The following is a 15,728-nucleotide window of genomic DNA, read 5'->3' on the forward strand; positions in this document are numbered from 1 at the left end:
CCCGCCCGCGGCCTAGACTCCCAGGTCATGAAGGGACTGCTGCTACGGCTGTCGGCCCTCGACGCGGACGCTGCGGCGGCGCTGCGGGTCATCGCGCACTTCGAGGCGCTGCTCGGGGCCGGGCGGCTCGACACCGAGTCGCTCGTACGGTCCACGGCGGGGCTGGCCGAATGTCCGGCGGGCCTTGAGGTGGGCGGGCGTGTGGTGCGGTTCGGGCCGGCCGGGACCGTACCGGCGGGGCCTGTCGGCACGGTCTCCGGGAGCGCCGAGTTCACGCCGGGCGGCCGGGTGTGGCTGGAGCGGGCGGGGGCGCCGGGGCCCTTCGACGAGCTGGTGCTGGAGTGGATGGCCATCGCCGCGGGCGTCGTACACGGCAGCCGTGAGCAGGACAGCGCGCCCCATCAGGTGGCGGACCCGGCGCTGGTCGAGCGGGTGCTGTCGGAGCGCGAGGCCGTCGAGGACCGGGCGCGGGCACTGCGCCTGCTGGGTCTGGTGCCCGAGCAGCCGCTGCGGGTGATCGCCGTCGCCGGGGCCTCCTCGGTGGCTGTGCTCGGGCGGCGCGAACTGCGTCCGGGTGTGCGGGTCGCCGCGGTCGGTCCGCTCGCCGTGGCGCTGGTGCCGGGTGCCGCGTCGGCCGCCGACGAGTTGCGGGCGTTCCTGCGTGAGCAGGGCACCGAGGGCGGCGTACGGATCGGGGTCGGCGGCAGTGCTCCCGCCCTGGACGCCGGGGTCTCCTGGGCGCAGGCCCGGCTCGCGCTGCGGTTCGCCGTCGATGTGGCGGGGCTGCCCGACGAGGCCGTCGTGGACCACGACACCCTCGGGCCGGTGGCGTTGCTCGCCGACATCCCCGTGGACCGGCTGCGGGCCCAGCCCGACGTACGCGCCCTGGCCGAACTGGCGGAGGGCAAGGGCGGCCCCGCGGCGCTGGCCGCCCTGACCGCCTTCCTCCGCACCGGCTCCCTCCGCCACGCCGCCACCGACCTCCACCTCCACCACAGCTCGGTCGCCGCCCGCCTGGCAGGCGTGGAAACCGCACTCGGCTACCGCCTGAGCGACCCACAGGACCGCTTCAGAGCCCAACTGGCGTTGTACGCGCTGCGATTGGCGCCCCTTTAGGGGCGGGAAACTGCGCAAGAGCCACGGCGCCACCAGCGCTTTTTTTGGGGGCGCGGGAAACTGCGCAAGAGCCACGGCGAAACCGGCGCTTTTCAGGGGCGCGGGGAACTGCGCGGCCAGCCACAACCCACCCGCACCCGGCAACCAACAAGTCCCCCGGCGCTTCGGACGGGCTACCGCAACGCCTTCCGCAGCACAGCAACCGCCTCCGCCGCATCCCTCTGGGAGACCTCCGCATGCGTGACCAGAGCCGAGCCATGGAACGTCCCCGGGAACAGATGCAACTCCACACTCACCCCGGCCGCGAGCAACGCACGCGCATAGTCGATGCCCTCGTCCCGCAGCGGATCGAACTCCATCACCGAGATGTAGGCGGGCGGCAGCCCCGCGAGCTGCTCTGCGGTGGCCCGGGCGGGAGCCGCGTATATCGGGACGTCGGGGCCACCCGGCACCCCGCTGCCGAGGTAGGCGTCCCAACTGACGATCGCGTTGGGCCTGTTCCACAGAGGCGTGTCGGTGAAGTCCCGCATGCTGGGCGTGTCGAGGCGGTCGTCGAGTTCGGGTATGCCGAGGTACTGGAAGACGATCGCGGGCCCGCCCCGGTCACGGGCGAGCAGCGCCAGACCGGCCGCGAGACCGCCGCCAGCGCTGACGCCGAAGAGGGCGATCCTGGTGGGGTCGACACCGAGTTCGGCGGCGTTCTTGGCGACGTGGACGAGTCCTGCGTACGCGTCTTCGAGGCCGGCCGGGTACGGGTTCTCGGGGGCGAGCCGGTACTCCACGGAGAAGACGGCGACGCCCAACTCTCGGGCGAGCGCCACGTTGACGCCGTGGTCGAATTCGACGCTGCCCAGCATGAAGCCGCCGCCGTGGATGTCGTAGATCACCGGGAGCGGGCCCTCGACGCCCTGTGGGCGGTAGCCGCGCAGGAGGACGTCCGGGGCGCCCTCCGGCCCGGGCGCCACCACGTCGAAGACGTCCACGCCGGTGGCGTCCACTTCCTCCAGGGCCGCGGTGATGGCGACGAGCATCTCGGCCCGGGCGCCTTCGAGGTCCGAGGTGTCGGCCCTGGGCAGCATGGGCAGGACCGCGGCAAGCTCCGGGTCCAGCGGATAGGTCGTCATCTCGTCCTCCGATTCGACGCGCGTTCCCGTCGTCGTCGCGGCTCTGCGTCGTCACGTCGCTGCGTCGTTCCGGAAACGGTGACACGGCGTATCCTCGCAGGTCACCCGACGGGCGTCGGGGAATCGGGGAGGGCTGCCCGACAGCCGTACGGGCGTCGGGGAATCCGGCAGGACGACCCGACAGCCGTACGGGCCGGAAGCTCGCGAACCCGGAGGGGGCCCAGGTCGTCGTCGCCCCGGAGGGTGCCTACGCCGTCGCCCCGGAAGCAGCCGGACCGGAAGTCCCCGGCCCGGAAGGCTTCGCCCCCGGAGACCGTGAAGCCGCCTCCGACAACGGCCTGGCAATGTCCTCCAGCGACCGCCGTTCCGCCCGTACCGCGAGTGCCGCCGCGACCAGCCCCGCCGCGCACATGAGCCCGGCGCCGATCTGGAAGGCGAGCACCGTGTCGCCGACCACGCCCGTGCTGGTCAGGTCGGCGAAGAGCAGCGGTCCGCTGATGCCGCCGGCCGCGGTGCCGATGGCGTAGAAGAAGGCGATGGCCATCGCGCGGGTCTCCATGGGGAAGATCTCGGAGACCGTGAGGTACGCGCTGCTGGCGCCCGCGGAGGCGAAGAACAGGACCACGCACCAGCAGGCGGTCATCGTCGTCGCGCTCAGCGAGCCCCGGTCGAAGAGCCAGGCGGTGGCGAAGAGCAGGATGCCGGAGAGCAGGTAGGTGGACGAGATCATGATCCGGCGGCCCACGGTGTCGAAGAGCTTGCCGAGCAGCAGCGGGCCGAGGAAGTTGCCGGCCGCGATGACGGCGAAGTAGTAGCCGGTCGAGGCGGTCGGCACGTCGAAGAACGTGGTGAGGATCGCGCCAAAGCCGAAGGTGATCGCGTTGTAGAGGAACGCCTGCCCGATGAAGAGGGAGAGGCCGAGCACGGCGCGTTTGCGGTACGTGGAGAAGACCGTGCGCCCGATGGTGAGGAACCCGATGCTCTTGCGCTGGTGGATGGTGATCTCGCCCGCGGGCGGCGGGAGTTCGCGTCCGGTCTCCTCCTCGATCTGCCGCTCCACGGAGGCGACGAGGCGCTCGGCCTCCTCTCCCCTGCCGTGGATGAACAGCCACCTGGGACTCTCGGGGACGCTGCGGCGTACGAGCAGGATCACCAGGCCGAGGACGACGCCGAGGAGGAAGGTGAGCCGCCAGCCGACGTTGATCGCGAACAGGTCGGTGTTCAGCGCGACGATCGACAGGAGCGAGCCGCCGATCGCGCCGAGCCAGAAGCTGCCGTTGATGATCAGGTCGACGCGGCCTCGGTAGTGGGAGGGGATCAGCTCGTCGATCGCCGAGTTGATGGCCGCGTACTCGCCGCCGATGCCGAAGCCAGTGAGGAAGCGGAAGAGGAAGAACCACCAGGTGGAGAAGGAGAACGCCGTCATGGCGGTGGCCGCGAGATAGACGGCGAGGGTGATCATGAACAGCTTTTTACGGCCGAAGATGTCCGTGAGACGGCCGAAGAACAGCGCTCCCGCGCAGGCCCCGGCCACATAGAGCGCTGCCGCGATCCCGGTGACCTGGGCGGCCGAGATGGGCAGCCCGCTGCCGGACTCGGAGAGCCGGCCGGCGATGTTGCCGACGACGGTGACCTCGAGACCGTCGAGGATCCACACCGTGCCGAGCCCGATGACGATGGTCCAGTGCCAGCGCGACCAGGGCAGCCGGTCCAGCCGGGCAGGGACGGCTGTGGTGACAGTGCCGGTATCGGCCTCGGTGACGGCCATGGCTCGCCTCCTCCGCCCCCGGGCACGTGCGGCTCCGGGGCACATCCCCGAGTCCCCAGATCCGCGGCCCTCTCACACCGCCCGACGCGTGGCGCCCCTTGAGGGGCGCGGGGAACCGCGCGAGCGCCCACTCCCCCCGGAGGGGAAGGTCACGCTCCCAGCGCCCGAGACACCGCATAGATCAGAAGCCCCGCCAGCGAGCCGACCACCGTGCCGTTGATCCGGATGAACTGCAGGTCACGGCCGATGTGCGCCTCGATCTTCTTCGAGGTGTGCTCGGCGTCCCAGCCCGCGACCGTGTCCGTGATGAGCGAGGTGATCTCGTCGCGGTAGGTCGTCACGACGTACACCGCGGCCCCCTCGACCCAGCCGTCGACCTTGGCCTGGAGCTTCGCGTCGGTGGCCATGCGCGCGCCGAGCGAGAGCAGCGAGGCACGAACACGCAGCCGCAGTTCACTCCGCTCGTCCTCCGCCGCGGACACGATCATCTGCCGTACGGAGGACCAGGCGGACGCGATCAGGTCCTGGACCTCGCCGCGGCCGAGGACCTCCCGCTTGAGGTTCTCCACCCGGGCGCGGGTGTCGGTGTCGGACTGGAGGTCGGAGGCGAAGTCGGTGAGGAAGCGGTCGAGGGCGCCGCGCGCCGGGTGGGCGGGCATGTCGCGCATCTCGGTGATGAAGCGCAGCAGTTCCTTGTAGACGCGCTCGCCGACCCGCTTGTCGACGAACCGCGGGGTCCAACCGGGGGCGCCGCCCTGTACGGCGTCCATCACCTGGTCGTTGTGGAGGACCAGCCAGTCGTGGGCGCGTACGCAGATCAGGTCGACGACCCGCCGGTGGCCGCCGTCCGCGACGACCTTCTCCAGCATCTTTCCTATGCCGGGGGCGATCTCCTGGGCGTCGGCCCGCCGGTTGATGGCCTCGCCGACGACGGCCTGCACGTCCGAGTCGCGCAGCACGGCGAGGGCGCCGCGCAGGGCGGTGGCCAGCTCCGCGGTCACCCGGTCGGCGTGGTCCGGATCGGCCAGCCAGGTGCCGAGGCGGCTGCCGATGCCGACGGCGCGCAGCCGCTGCCGTACGACGTCCCGCGAGAGGAAGTTCTCCCCGACGAACTCGCCCAGGGAGACGCCGAGCTGGTCCTTCTTGGTGGGGATGATCGCGGTGTGCGGGATGGGGATCCCGAGGGGGTGCCGGAACAGCGCGGTGACGGCGAACCAGTCGGCGAGCGCGCCGACCATGCCGGCCTCGGCGGCAGCCGCGACATAGCCCGTCCAGGCGCCCGCGCCGGAGTTCCCGGCCCACTTGGCCAGTACGTAGACGACGGCGACGAACAGCAGGAGGCCCGTCGCCGTGAGTTTCATCCGGCGCACCCCGCGGAACTTCTCCTCGTCCGCGGGGCTGAACGAGTTCATCGCGCGCCCGGGCACCGTGCGGTTCGCCACACCGCCGGGCCGGGCATGCTGCCCTTCGGGCCCCGCTCCATCCGTTTGATCCGCTTTCGCGCTTTCCATCCGCTCCACCCGTTCCCTGTCCCCCGCACACATTGTCCCAACCTGACCGACTACTGGAACGGAACAGGAGTTCCCGGCGTCTTGCCGGGCGGGGCCAGAAAAAATGGATACGGGCGGCGGGGGCAATGGGGGCCCTGTCTGCTTCCCCCCACGCCATGCCTCATCATGGGGTCATCACATCGGAGCCTCGGGCTCCCACTGCCCGAGGAGACTTGCACCGCATGACCAAGCGTCACGGTTATGCCTTGCTGGCCGCGATCGTCGCCGTAGTCGTGGTCATCTCAGCCGCCATATACGTCGGGGTCGCCGCCGACGACGGCGAGGAGAAGCCGCTCGTGGGCGGCGGCACGCCACACAACTCGGCGGCCCCCGCGTCCGTCGGCACCTGGGTCGGCGCCTGGTCGGCGTCCCCGTCCGGGGCCGAGCCCGGCACCGAGACCAACGGGATGGCGGGCCGTTCGGTCCGCAACGTGGTGCACGTCGGCGTCGGCGGCTCCGCGGCCCGCATCACCCTGTCCAACCTCTACGGGCAGCAGCCGCTCAGCATCACGCACGCCTCGGTCGCCGTCGCGGCCGGCGCGAACAACCCCGCCGCCGCTGCCGGCACCATGCGCCGCCTCACCTTCCGCGGCAGCCCGTCGGTGATCGTGCCGGCCGGCCAGCAGGTGGTCAGCGACGCCGTACGCCTGCTCGTCCCGCACGACACGGACGTGCTGGTGACGACGTACTCGCCAACCCCGTCCGGGCCGGTCACCATCCACCCGCAGGCACGGCAGATCTCGTACACCGCCGAGGGCGACCTCACGGAGGACGTGACCGGCACGGCGTACACCGGGCAGACGCCGTACTGGCGTTACGTGACCGCGCTGGACGTGCTGAGCAACGAGTCGGACGGCACGGTCGTCGTCATCGGCGACTCGCTCACCGACGGCTCGACCTCGTCCGTGGGCGAGAACCGGCGCTGGACGGACGTCCTCGCGGACCGGCTGCGCGACGACTCGAACGGGCCCCGCTACAGCGTGGTCAACCAGGGCATCAGCGGAAACCGCGTCCTCGGCAGCGGCCTCGGCCGGCCCGCCGAGAACCCGAGCGGTCTGATCCGCTTCAACCGTGACGTGCTCGGCCGCACGAACGTCAGGGCGGTCGTGGTCGCCCTCGGCGTCAACGACATCCTCCGTACGCCCCAGCAGACCGACGCGAACAAGATCACCGCCGGGCTGCGCGAACTGAGGCGCCTGGCCCACGCCCGGGGCCTGCGGGTCGTCGGCGCCACCCTCATGCCCTTCCAGGGCCACCGCGGCTACCGCCCGCACCTGGAGGACACCCGCCAGGCCGTCAACGCCCAGATCCGCGCCGGCAAGGTCTACGACGCCTACGTCGACTTCGACAAGGCACTCCGCGACCCCTACAACCCCCGCCGCCTCCGCTCCGACTACGACTCCGGCGACCACCTCCACCCCAGCGACAAGGGCTACAAGCGCATGGCAGAAGTCTTCGACCTGAACGACCTGAAGGGCTCAGCTCCGGCCGAGCTGTGATCTTTTAGGGGCGCGGGGAACTGCGCACCCAGCCGCAGCGGGCCCGCACCCCACGACCCACCCGCGGGAGCCCTCGGGCCAGGGCTCAGGCTCGGGATCAGTCCCGGTCCCGGTCCCGGCCCCGCCGGTCATCCCGCCGCTCACGACGTTCCTCCCGCCGAGCCTCCCGATGCTCCCGCCTCAGCTCTCGATGCTGGTCCATCGCGGCCCGGTGGATGGACCGCGCCTCATCCAGCGAGTCCCGGTGATCCAGGTCGCCGGAGCCGGAGCCCTCAAGGGCCCGGCGCCGGGACTCCTCCAACTCCTCCTGCCGCGCGGCCTTCCGCTCCAGCTTCTCCAGCCGCCGCTCCTCCTTCTGCCGGAGCCGCTCGGCCTTGGTCACCTTGCGTTCGACACCGACTCCGCCCCAGAAGGCGAACCCGGTGACGACGACACGCGGGGCGCCGGGGTCACCCTGCACGCCCTCCTCGCGGTGGTCGAAGCCGCCCATGACGCCGATGCCGCGGACGACGACCTCGACACCGGGCGGCACGATCACGCTCATCCCGCCCATGATCGCGACGCAGTTGACGATGACCTCGCCGTTGGCGAAGTTCGCCTCGCGCAGGTCGATGACACCGCCGCCCCAGAACGCGAAGGCGTTGAACTTCCTCGGCACGGTCCAGCGCCCCTTGCGCTCGAACCCCGACATGATCGCGACGCCCCACTGGGACGTGCAGCTCTCACTGCCGACGATGCGGTCCGCCCAGCTCCCCGTCTCGGCGGCGGGCCCCTTCACCATCGACACCGTGGGAACGGGCGGCGGAGTCACCCCGGGCGCGGGCAGATCCCGCGTGATGGGCGCCAACTCCTTGTACGTACGGGCCTTGTACGTGGCCTCCAGACGCTCCTCGAACTCCTCCATGTCGAGGCGGCCCTCCGCGAGGGCGTCCCGCAGGACTTCGGAGACCTGCTCGCGGTCGGCGTCGGAGGCTCGCAGCTCGGGAAGCCCGTCGGGGAGTTCGTCCGTCATGGACAGAAGCCTACGAGGTTGCCTTCTCCGCGTACATGCGGCTGATGACCGCCTCGATGTCCGGCTCGCGCACCGACAGGTCCACCAGCGGATACGCGGCGGCGATCCGCGCCACGAGCGGCGCAGCCGACTCCGCCGCCGGGAACGCGAGCCACTGCCGCGGCCCCTCGACCTTCACGACCCGCGCCGACTCGACCTCGATGGGCGGGAGTTCACGCTCCAGGTCCACCACCAGCGTCCGCTCGCTCTCGCCGATCTCGTGCAGCCCGGTCAGCGGCCCGTCGTACATCAGACGCCCGTGGTCGATGACCATCACGCGCCGGCACAGCTGCTCGATGTCGGTCAGGTCGTGGGTGGTGAGCAGGACGGTGGTGCCCTGCTCGGCGTTGAGGTGCCGCAGGAACTCCCGCACCTTCGCCTTGCTGATCACGTCGAGCCCGATCGTCGGCTCGTCCAGGTACAGCACCTCCGGATCGTGCAGCAGCGCCGCCGCGATGTCCCCGCGCATCCGCTGCCCGAGCGAGAGCTGCCGTACGGGCACGTCCAACAGCTCGCCCAGCTCGAGGAGTTCCACACACCGGTCGAGGTTCTCGGCGTACCGCGCGTCCGGGATCCGGTACATGCGGTGCATCAGCCGGTACGAGTCGATCAGCGGGAGGTCCCACCACAGGGTCGTACGCTGCCCGAACACCACCCCGATGCGGTGCGCGAGCCGGGTGCGCTCGCGGGACGGATCGATACCCGCCACCCGGAGCCGGCCGCCGCTCGGAGTCAGGATCCCCGTGAGCATCTTGATGGTGGTGGACTTGCCCGCGCCGTTCGGCCCGATGTAGCCGACCATCTCGCCGCGCGCCACGGCGAAGGAGATCGAGTCGACCGCCCGCACCTGCCGCCGCTCACTGCGCATGAAGCCGGTCTTCTTGCGTACGTCGAAGACCTTCTCCACGCGGTCGAGGCGAATGAAGTCGTCGGCGTGGTCGAAGTCCCCCTGTGTGCCCGTCTGCGTGTCCATGTGCGGCTAACTCCCCGTGCTCCGGTACGAACGAAGACCCGCGCGCCAGGCGAACCCCGAGAGCGCGCAGCAGACGACCGCCACCAACGGCGGCAGGAACGCGACCCACTCGGGCAGGTCGAGCGGGTACGGCAGGTCCAGCACGTACAGCGCGGGCAGCCAGTTGACGAAGGCCAGCGGCACCACGAACGTCACCCCGCGCACCAGGTCCTTCGCGAAGACCGTCGGCGGATACTGCAGCAGCGTGGTGCCGCCGTACGTGAAGGAGTTCTGCACCTGGGACGCGTCCTGCGCCACGAACTGGAAGGCCGCGCCCGCCACGAACACCGACGCGAAGATGGCGGCCCCGCTGACCACCATCACCGGCATCATCAGCACCTTCAGCGGCGTCCAGGAGATGTCGACCACGAAGAGCGCGTACCCGAGGACCAGCAGCCCCTGTGTGATCCGGCCCAGCCGGCGCAGCGCGAACCGGTCCGCGGCGACCTGCGCGAGCACCGGCGCGGGCCGCACCAGCAGCGTGTCGAGCGTGCCGTCGCGCACCCGCTGCCCGAGCCGGTCCACCGAGCCGAGCGCCAGATCGGTGAGCCCGAACGCGGCGCTGGACAGCCCGTACAGGAACGCCACCTCGCCCAGCGAGTACCCGCCGAGCTCGTCGACCCGCGAGAACATCAGCAGGATCGCCACGAAGTCGAGCGCGGTCCCCGCGAAGTTGCCGAAGACCGTCATCGCGAAGGACGCGCGGTACGCCATCGTCGAGCGGATCCACATCCAGGCGATCAGCCGGTAGGCCCGCAGCCCGTCCACCACACGCGAGCGACCGGCCGGCGGGAAGCCCCGGTGCACGTCGTGCCTCTCCCGAAGATCAGCCACCCTGGACCACCACCCTGCGCGTCGCCGCCGACTGGACCATGCGCCCCACTCCGAGCAGCCCGACGGCCCACGCGGCCTGGAAGGCGTACGTACGCCACAGCGCGAGGCCGGTGCGCTCGCCGAGCAGCACATCCGCCGGGGCCTGCAGCAGCGCCGACCAGGGCAGCGCCCGGGCCAGCTCGCCGAGGGCGCCCGGGAAGACGTTCAGCGGCAGCGTCATCCCGGAGAAGAAGAGCCCCGCGAGCACCGCCAGCTGCTGCACACCCGCCCCGTCCATGAACCAGAACGCCATGAGCGCCACGAGATAGCGGATCGCGAAACTCACCAGGAGACCGAGGGCGACGGCGACGAGGAACGCCAGCCAGGTCCCGACATCCGTCGGGAGCGCGAGATGGAACACGAGCCCCCCGAACGCCATCGGCACCACACCGCGCCCCGCCAACTGGAACGCGGCCCGCCCCGAGTCGGCCGCCAGCCACCACATCTGGAGGTCCGCGGGCCGGTACAGGTCGATCGCGATGTCACCCGTACGGATTCTCTCGATCAGCTCGTCCTCGAAACCGCCGCCCATCACCGCGACCGCCGCGAGCAGCCCCTGCCCGAGCCACACGTACGTCACCGCCTGGGACTGGTCGTACCCGCCGAGGCCAGGCCTTTCGTCCCACAGCGCGATGTACGTGTACGCCAGGATCAGCCCGAAGACGGTGTTGGTGAACACGCCCGCGGCGGTGGCCACCCGATAGGTCGCGTACCGCCGGAACGCGCCCGTCGCGACGGCCGCGTACAACCGCCATGTCCCCACGTGGGGCCCCCTTCGACCGATCCGAGCCAAAGCGCAGGAGCCTAGCCCCGGGGCCGTACCGCGTGCCACGCATTTTCCCGGCAGGACGCGTGCCACGTGCGGGGAACGAATCGCCGGGTGCGACAGTCTTCAAGGAGGGGCGCACAAGGCGTACGAGGGCGTACGAGACGTATGACGCGAAACGGGAGTCCGGCACAACATGAACGACCAGCCGCAGCCGCAGCAGCCGAGCGAGGGCTGGGCACCGAGGGAACCAGGACCCGCCACCGCGGCGGCTCCGGACGCACCCGGCACACCCGGCACACCCGGCAAGAAGCCCAAGCGCCAGAAGCGCACCGGATGGGGACGGCTCATCCCGACCTGGCGGATGGTGCTCGGCACGGTCCTCACCGGGCTCCTGCTGCTCATCGGCCTGTTCGCACTCGGCTACTACCTGGTGAAGATCCCGGCCGCGAACTCGGCGGCGATGAAGCAGAGCAACGTCTATCTGTACTCGGACGGCAGCCAGCTCGCCCGTGACGGCGAGGTCAACCGGGAGAACGTGACGCTGGCACTGATCTCCAAGGACGCCCAGCACGCGGTGCTGGCCGCCGAGGACCGCGACTTCTACAGCGAGTCGGCGATCGACCCGAAGGCGATGATCCGCGCCGGCTGGAACACCGCGACCGGCAAGGGCAAGCAGTCCGGCTCGACGATCACCCAGCAGTACGTGAAGAACTACTACCTGGCCCAGGAGCAGACGGTCACCCGGAAGGCGAAGGAGTTCTTCATCGCGATCAAGCTGGACCGCGAGAAGAGCAAGGACGACATCCTGGAGGGCTACCTCAACACCAGCTACTTCGGCCGCAACGCCTACGGCATCCAGGCCGCCGCCCAGGCCTACTACGGCGTCGACGCCAAGGACCTGACGGTCGGCCAGGGCGCCTACCTGGCGTCGCTGCTGAACGCGCCGAGCGAGTTCGACGTCGTGGCCCACCCCGAGAACAAGCCCGCGGCGCTGGCCCGATGGAACTACGTCCTCGACGGCATGGTCAAGAAGAAGTGGATCACCGCTTCGGAGCGCTCGGGCATCAAGTTCCCCGAGCCCAAGCAGACGGTGATCGCGGCCGGCATGTCCGGACAGCGCGGCTACATCGTGAAGGCCGTCAACGACTACCTGACCGACAACAAGATCCTCGACGAGGACGAGCTCAACGCCGGCGGCTACCGCATCACGACCACCTTGCAGAAGCCCAAGCAGGACGCCTTCGTGAAGGCCGTGAACGACCAGGTGATGGAGAAGCTCGACAAGAAGGACCGCAAGGTCGACAACTACGTCCGCGCGGGCGGCGCCTCCATCGACCCGAAGACCGGCAGGGTCCTCGCGATGTACGGCGGCATCGACTACACGAAGCAGTACTACAACAACGCGACCCGCCGGGACTACCAGGTCGGCTCCACCTTCAAGCCGTTCGTGTTCACCGCCGCCGTGCAGAACGACTCGACCACGCAGGACGGCCGCACGATCACCCCGAACACCGTCTACGACGGCACCAACAAGCGCCCCGTACAGGGCTGGGAGGGCGGCACGTACGCCCCGGAGAACGAGGACCAGGTCTCGTACGGGCAGATCTCGGTCCGCACCGCCACGGACAAGTCCGTGAACTCCGTGTACGCGCAGATGGCGGTGGACGTCGATCCGGAGAAGGTCGAGAAGACGGCCGTCGGCCTCGGCATCCCGTCCGACACCCCCGACCTGACGGCGTCCCCGTCGATCGCGCTCGGCCCGGCCACGGCCAGCGTCCTCGACATGGCGGAGGCGTACGCGACCCTCGCCAACCACGGCAAGCGCGGTACGTACACGATGATCGACAAGATCACCAAGGACGGCTCGGACGTGGTGGACCTGCCCGGGCGCAAGACCTGGCAGGCGGTGAGCCGCGAGGCCGCCGACACCACGACCTCGGTCCTGCAGAGCGTCGTCGACGGCGGCACCGGCACGGCCGCGCAGGCCGCCGGACGGCCCTCCGCGGGCAAGACCGGCACGGCGGAGGAGGACCAGGCGGCCTGGTTCGCGGGCTACACCCCGAACCTCTCCACGGTCGTCGCCATCATGGGCCAGGACCCCGACACGGGCGCGCACAAGTCGCTGTACGGGGCGCTCGGGCAGCCCCGCATCAACGGCGGTGGCTACCCGGCGCAGATCTGGGCCCAGTACACGAAGGCCGCTCTGAAGGGCACCTCCGCCCAGGAGTTCGACCTGCGGCTCCAGGACGGCGCGGAGGAGCAGCAACTCCCGCCCGCCGACCCCGACGAGGACCAGCCGGGCACGGACGCCGGCCAGGACAACGGCGGCACCACCGGCGGCGAGGAGACCCCCGCGACCGAGGGCCAGACCGGCGGCACCACCACGGACGGCGGCACCACCGGCGACGGCGGCACGACGACCGACGGCGGCACCACGGGCGACGGCGGCACGACCACCGGAGGCGCGACGACGGGTGGCGGCACCGGCTTCCCCACGGGTGGTACCGACGGCGCGGGCGGCACCACCGGCGACGGCGGCACGACGACCGACGGCGGAACGACGGACGGCGGGGGCGAGGACGGGAGCGCGGGGACGACGTTCGGCGCGTTCCCGTAGCGCCCATCCGGGGGCGTTCCCGTAGCGCCCTTCCGGGGGGGCTGTCTGCGGTTCTAGTGACCGGAGGTCGCCTTCAGCCCCACCACGGCAACCAGCAGCAGACAGACGAAGAAAATCCGGGCGGCGGTGGTGGGTTCACCCAGCACCGCCATACCGAACACCGCCGCCCCGGCCGCGCCGATGCCGACCCAGACGCCGTAGGCGGTACCGATGGGCAGCGTCTTCGCCGCGTACGACAGCAGGAACATGCTGGCGACGATGCCCGCACCGGTGAGAACGCTCGGCACGAGCCGCGTGAAACCGTCGGTGTACTTCATACCGATCGACCAGCCGACTTCGAGCAGACCGGCGACGACAAGCAGGACCCAGGCCATGAGGCACCTCCGTGAACGGACCAACAGGCGTTGATCAACAGGGGTGCGTCGTCTTTGCGAGTCCCGGTACGGCGCGTCTCGTCGGGGTCCTTCCAAGGTAGCAAAGGCCAAGCAAAAGGGGCTGGTGACGGTAGTCACCAGCCCCTTTCTCTGTTTTCGGCCTCTGTTTCAGAAGTACGGGTGTTTCAGAGGCACGGGTGTTTCAGAGGTACAGGCCGGTCGAGTCCTCGGAACCCTCGAACCGGTCCGCGGCCACGGCGTGCAGGTCCCGCTCACGCATCAGCACGTACGCGGTGCCGCGCACCTCGACCTCGGCGAGGTCCTCCGGGTCGTACAGGACGCGGTCGCCCGGCTCCACGGTCCGTACGTTCTGCCCGACCGCGACGACCTCGGCCCAGGCGAGCCGCCGGCCCACGGCCGCCGTCGCGGGAATCAGGATGCCGCCGCCGGACCTGCGTTCACCCTCGGCGGTGTCCTGCCGCACGAGCACACGGTCGTGGAGCATCCGGATGGGCAACTTGTCGTGATGGTTCTTCTCGCTCACGTCTCGAACCTACCTGCCTTCACACGGTTCGTACGTACGTGGGGTGCGACCGGGGACGGGCTCGCGGGTGCGGGCGGGGTGACGGCGGGTCAGCCCCTGCGGCGCCTGGTGCTCAGGGTGAGCAGTCCGACGACTCCGACCACGACGAGGGCGACGGGCACGATGCGGTCAAGACGCGGCGCCCCCTCCTCCGTCACGAACTGGCCCTTCACATCGCCGACGACGCGGTTGACGCCGACGTAGGCGCGCCCGAGCGTGTGGTCGACGCTGGACGCCACCTTGGCCTTGGCGTCCCCGACGATGGTCTTCGGGTGCACCCGCACACCGATCTCGTCGAGCGTCTCGGCGAGAGTTTCGCGACGGCGCTTGATGTCCGCCTCGATCTGCGCCGGAGTCCTGGTGTCCGGCGTGCTCGACGTGTCCGACACGCGCTGCCTCCGTGGTCGTGGTCGTTTCTTCCCGTGGCCTGTTCTCTTCGGCCTTTTCTCTGGTCGACAGTCTGTCAGCTCCGCACGCCGCGCACCGCCCGGCACCCCCATTACGCTCGGGTGCGTATCCACCACCTCGCAAGGAGACCGAACGAGATGAGCGAGCGACTCCAGCCCGGCGACACCGCCCCCGCCTTCACCCTGCCGGACGCCGACGGCAAGGAGGTCTCGCTGGCCGACCACAAGGGCCGCAAGGTCATCGTCTACTTCTACCCGGCCGCCCTGACCCCCGGCTGCACCAAGCAGGCCTGCGACTTCACGGACAACCTCGAGCTCCTCGCCGGCGCGGGCTACGACGTCATCGGCGTCTCCCCCGACAAGCCCGAGAAGCTCGCCAAGTTCCGCGACAAGGAAAACCTGAAGATCACCCTCCTCGCCGACCCCGACAAGACGGTCACCGAGTCGTACGCCGCCTACGGCGAAAAGAAGAACTACGGCAAGACCTACATGGGCGTAATCCGCTCCACGATCGTGGTGGACGAGGAGGGCAAGGTGGAGCGGGCACTGTACAACGTCCGGGCTACGGGGCACGTGGCGAAGATCATCAAGGATTTGGGGATCTGAGGGCCTGGGGGTCCGGGGATCCAGTGGTCCGGGGATCCGGGATCCGGGGACCTGAGGGCCTGAGGCTGCCCTGAAGCCTGCGCGAGAACCTGCACCCGTTGCGCCCCAACTGTCATGCGTCCACCGGCATCTGATGCGGAGGAGGCGGCTGAAGCCGGGGAGCAGAGCGAGACGCAAACCCCCGCTCATCGGCGCCCGCCTGACCGGTACGATGGCAGGCGGCTGGCGGCGGTGGCGCAACGGCTGACGCAGCAGACTTAGGATCTGTGGCCCGTGAAACGGCTTGAGGGTTCGAATCCCTTCCGCCGCACAGTGAATGGCCTGCGAATCGAATGATCGATTCGCAGGCCATTTCTTTGCGTCGAGCCCTGCACCCGAA

14 protein-coding genes, 1 tRNA gene and 1 riboswitch are annotated in these 15,728 nt (G+C 70.2%); of the genes, 5 read left to right on the top strand and 10 right to left on the bottom strand.

The features are described 5' to 3' along the window. The first annotated feature begins 27 nt into the window (after positions 1-27). Positions 28-1,116, top strand: coding sequence for a helix-turn-helix domain-containing protein (locus ACN20J_RS19375; protein WP_419666417.1), 1,089 nt, complete (start codon positions 28-30; stop codon positions 1,114-1,116). Between the two features lie 173 nt (positions 1,117-1,289). Here the strand turns inward: ACN20J_RS19375 and ACN20J_RS19380 are convergent, their stop codons facing one another. From ACN20J_RS19380 to ACN20J_RS19390, 3 genes are all read right to left on the bottom strand, one after another. Continuing rightward, on the bottom strand, positions 1,290-2,240 hold the full coding sequence (locus ACN20J_RS19380) for an alpha/beta hydrolase (RefSeq protein WP_419666418.1): 951 nt from the start codon (positions 2,238-2,240) through the stop codon (positions 1,290-1,292). Positions 2,241-2,487: 247 nt separating this feature from the next. Next, positions 2,488-4,008, bottom strand: coding sequence for an MFS transporter (locus tag ACN20J_RS19385; RefSeq protein WP_419666419.1), 1,521 nt, complete (start codon positions 4,006-4,008; stop codon positions 2,488-2,490). A 149-nt stretch (positions 4,009-4,157) separates the two neighbouring features. Beyond that, positions 4,158-5,519, bottom strand: a complete 1,362-nt coding sequence (locus ACN20J_RS19390; RefSeq protein ID WP_419666420.1) for a DUF445 domain-containing protein — start codon at positions 5,517-5,519, stop codon at positions 4,158-4,160. A 221-nt stretch (positions 5,520-5,740) separates the two neighbouring features. Here ACN20J_RS19390 and ACN20J_RS19395 point away from each other — a divergent pair, with 221 nt between their 5' ends. Beyond that, positions 5,741-7,057: an SGNH/GDSL hydrolase family protein gene (locus tag ACN20J_RS19395; RefSeq protein WP_419666421.1), complete on the top strand. Its 1,317-nt coding sequence runs from the start codon at positions 5,741-5,743 to the stop codon at positions 7,055-7,057. Between the two features lie 97 nt (positions 7,058-7,154). Here ACN20J_RS19395 and ACN20J_RS19400 read toward each other — a convergent pair whose 3' ends face one another. Genes ACN20J_RS19400 through ACN20J_RS19415 form a run of 4 tightly spaced genes read right to left on the bottom strand, consistent with a single transcriptional unit; the run spans position 7,155 to position 10,756 of the window. After that, the gene (locus tag ACN20J_RS19400) at positions 7,155-8,069 is read right to left on the bottom strand and encodes a DUF1707 SHOCT-like domain-containing protein (RefSeq protein ID WP_419666422.1); all 915 of its coding nucleotides are present in this window, start codon (positions 8,067-8,069) and stop codon (positions 7,155-7,157) included. Between the two features lie 10 nt (positions 8,070-8,079). Next, positions 8,080-9,081 (bottom strand): ABC transporter ATP-binding protein, encoded by a 1,002-nt coding sequence (locus tag ACN20J_RS19405; protein WP_419666423.1) that lies wholly within the window; start codon positions 9,079-9,081, stop codon positions 8,080-8,082. A 6-nt stretch (positions 9,082-9,087) separates the two neighbouring features. Continuing rightward, positions 9,088-9,954, bottom strand: coding sequence for an ABC transporter permease (locus ACN20J_RS19410; protein ID WP_419666424.1), 867 nt, complete (start codon positions 9,952-9,954; stop codon positions 9,088-9,090). Then, positions 9,947-10,756 (bottom strand): ABC transporter permease, encoded by an 810-nt coding sequence (locus ACN20J_RS19415; protein WP_419666425.1) that lies wholly within the window; start codon positions 10,754-10,756, stop codon positions 9,947-9,949. Before ACN20J_RS19415 ends, ACN20J_RS19410 begins: the two co-directional genes overlap by 8 nt. A 199-nt stretch (positions 10,757-10,955) precedes the next feature. Here ACN20J_RS19415 and ACN20J_RS19420 point away from each other — a divergent pair, with 199 nt between their 5' ends. Further along, positions 10,956-13,379 (top strand): transglycosylase domain-containing protein, encoded by a 2,424-nt coding sequence (locus ACN20J_RS19420; protein ID WP_419666426.1) that lies wholly within the window; start codon positions 10,956-10,958, stop codon positions 13,377-13,379. A 53-nt stretch (positions 13,380-13,432) separates the two neighbouring features. On the opposite strand, the gene sugE is transcribed toward ACN20J_RS19420, so the two are convergent. The 3 genes from sugE to ACN20J_RS19435 form a co-directional block, all read right to left on the bottom strand. Then, entirely contained in the window at positions 13,433-13,753 is a 321-nt protein-coding gene (gene sugE / locus ACN20J_RS19425; protein ID WP_055611831.1) for a quaternary ammonium compound efflux SMR transporter SugE, read from the bottom strand. Between the two features lie 42 nt (positions 13,754-13,795). Further along, positions 13,796-13,865: riboswitch (guanidine-III (ykkC-III) riboswitch) on the bottom strand. A 90-nt stretch (positions 13,866-13,955) separates the two neighbouring features. Further along, positions 13,956-14,258, bottom strand: coding sequence for a GroES family chaperonin (locus ACN20J_RS19430; protein ID WP_055611843.1), 303 nt, complete (start codon positions 14,256-14,258; stop codon positions 13,956-13,958). Between the two features lie 128 nt (positions 14,259-14,386). Next, the gene (locus tag ACN20J_RS19435) at positions 14,387-14,725 is read right to left on the bottom strand and encodes a DUF3618 domain-containing protein (RefSeq protein ID WP_055611832.1); all 339 of its coding nucleotides are present in this window, start codon (positions 14,723-14,725) and stop codon (positions 14,387-14,389) included. 156 nt (positions 14,726-14,881) lie between these two features. Between ACN20J_RS19435 and bcp the strand changes: the two genes are divergently transcribed. Further along, positions 14,882-15,349, top strand: a complete 468-nt coding sequence (gene bcp, locus ACN20J_RS19440) for a thioredoxin-dependent thiol peroxidase (RefSeq protein WP_189843426.1) — start codon at positions 14,882-14,884, stop codon at positions 15,347-15,349. Positions 15,350-15,574: 225 nt separating this feature from the next. Then, positions 15,575-15,659: transfer RNA gene (locus ACN20J_RS19445), tRNA-Leu, on the top strand. The last annotated feature ends 69 nt before the right edge of the window (positions 15,660-15,728 follow it).

It is taken from the genome of Streptomyces sp. 2-1 (assembly GCF_048564895.1).
In the GTDB taxonomy this organism is placed as follows: domain Bacteria; phylum Actinomycetota; class Actinomycetes; order Streptomycetales; family Streptomycetaceae; genus Streptomyces; species Streptomyces phaeochromogenes.

Excerpts from the sequence above, each read along its gene's own strand:
- ACN20J_RS19375 (WP_419666417.1), top strand. The coding sequence starts at position 28 with ATGAAGGGACTGCTGCTACGGCTGTCGGCCCTCGACGCGGACGCTGCG.
- ACN20J_RS19380 (WP_419666418.1), bottom strand. The coding sequence starts at position 2,240 with ATGACGACCTATCCGCTGGACCCGGAGCTTGCCGCGGTCCTGCCCATG.
- ACN20J_RS19385 (WP_419666419.1), bottom strand. The coding sequence starts at position 4,008 with ATGGCCGTCACCGAGGCCGATACCGGCACTGTCACCACAGCCGTCCCT.
- ACN20J_RS19390 (WP_419666420.1), bottom strand. The coding sequence starts at position 5,519 with ATGGAAAGCGCGAAAGCGGATCAAACGGATGGAGCGGGGCCCGAAGGG.
- ACN20J_RS19395 (WP_419666421.1), top strand. The coding sequence starts at position 5,741 with ATGACCAAGCGTCACGGTTATGCCTTGCTGGCCGCGATCGTCGCCGTA.
- ACN20J_RS19400 (WP_419666422.1), bottom strand. The coding sequence starts at position 8,069 with ATGACGGACGAACTCCCCGACGGGCTTCCCGAGCTGCGAGCCTCCGAC.
- ACN20J_RS19405 (WP_419666423.1), bottom strand. The coding sequence starts at position 9,081 with ATGGACACGCAGACGGGCACACAGGGGGACTTCGACCACGCCGACGAC.
- ACN20J_RS19420 (WP_419666426.1), top strand. The coding sequence starts at position 10,956 with ATGAACGACCAGCCGCAGCCGCAGCAGCCGAGCGAGGGCTGGGCACCG.
- sugE (WP_055611831.1), bottom strand. The coding sequence starts at position 13,753 with ATGGCCTGGGTCCTGCTTGTCGTCGCCGGTCTGCTCGAAGTCGGCTGG.
- ACN20J_RS19430 (WP_055611843.1), bottom strand. The coding sequence starts at position 14,258 with ATGCTCCACGACCGTGTGCTCGTGCGGCAGGACACCGCCGAGGGTGAA.
- bcp (WP_189843426.1), top strand. The coding sequence starts at position 14,882 with ATGAGCGAGCGACTCCAGCCCGGCGACACCGCCCCCGCCTTCACCCTG.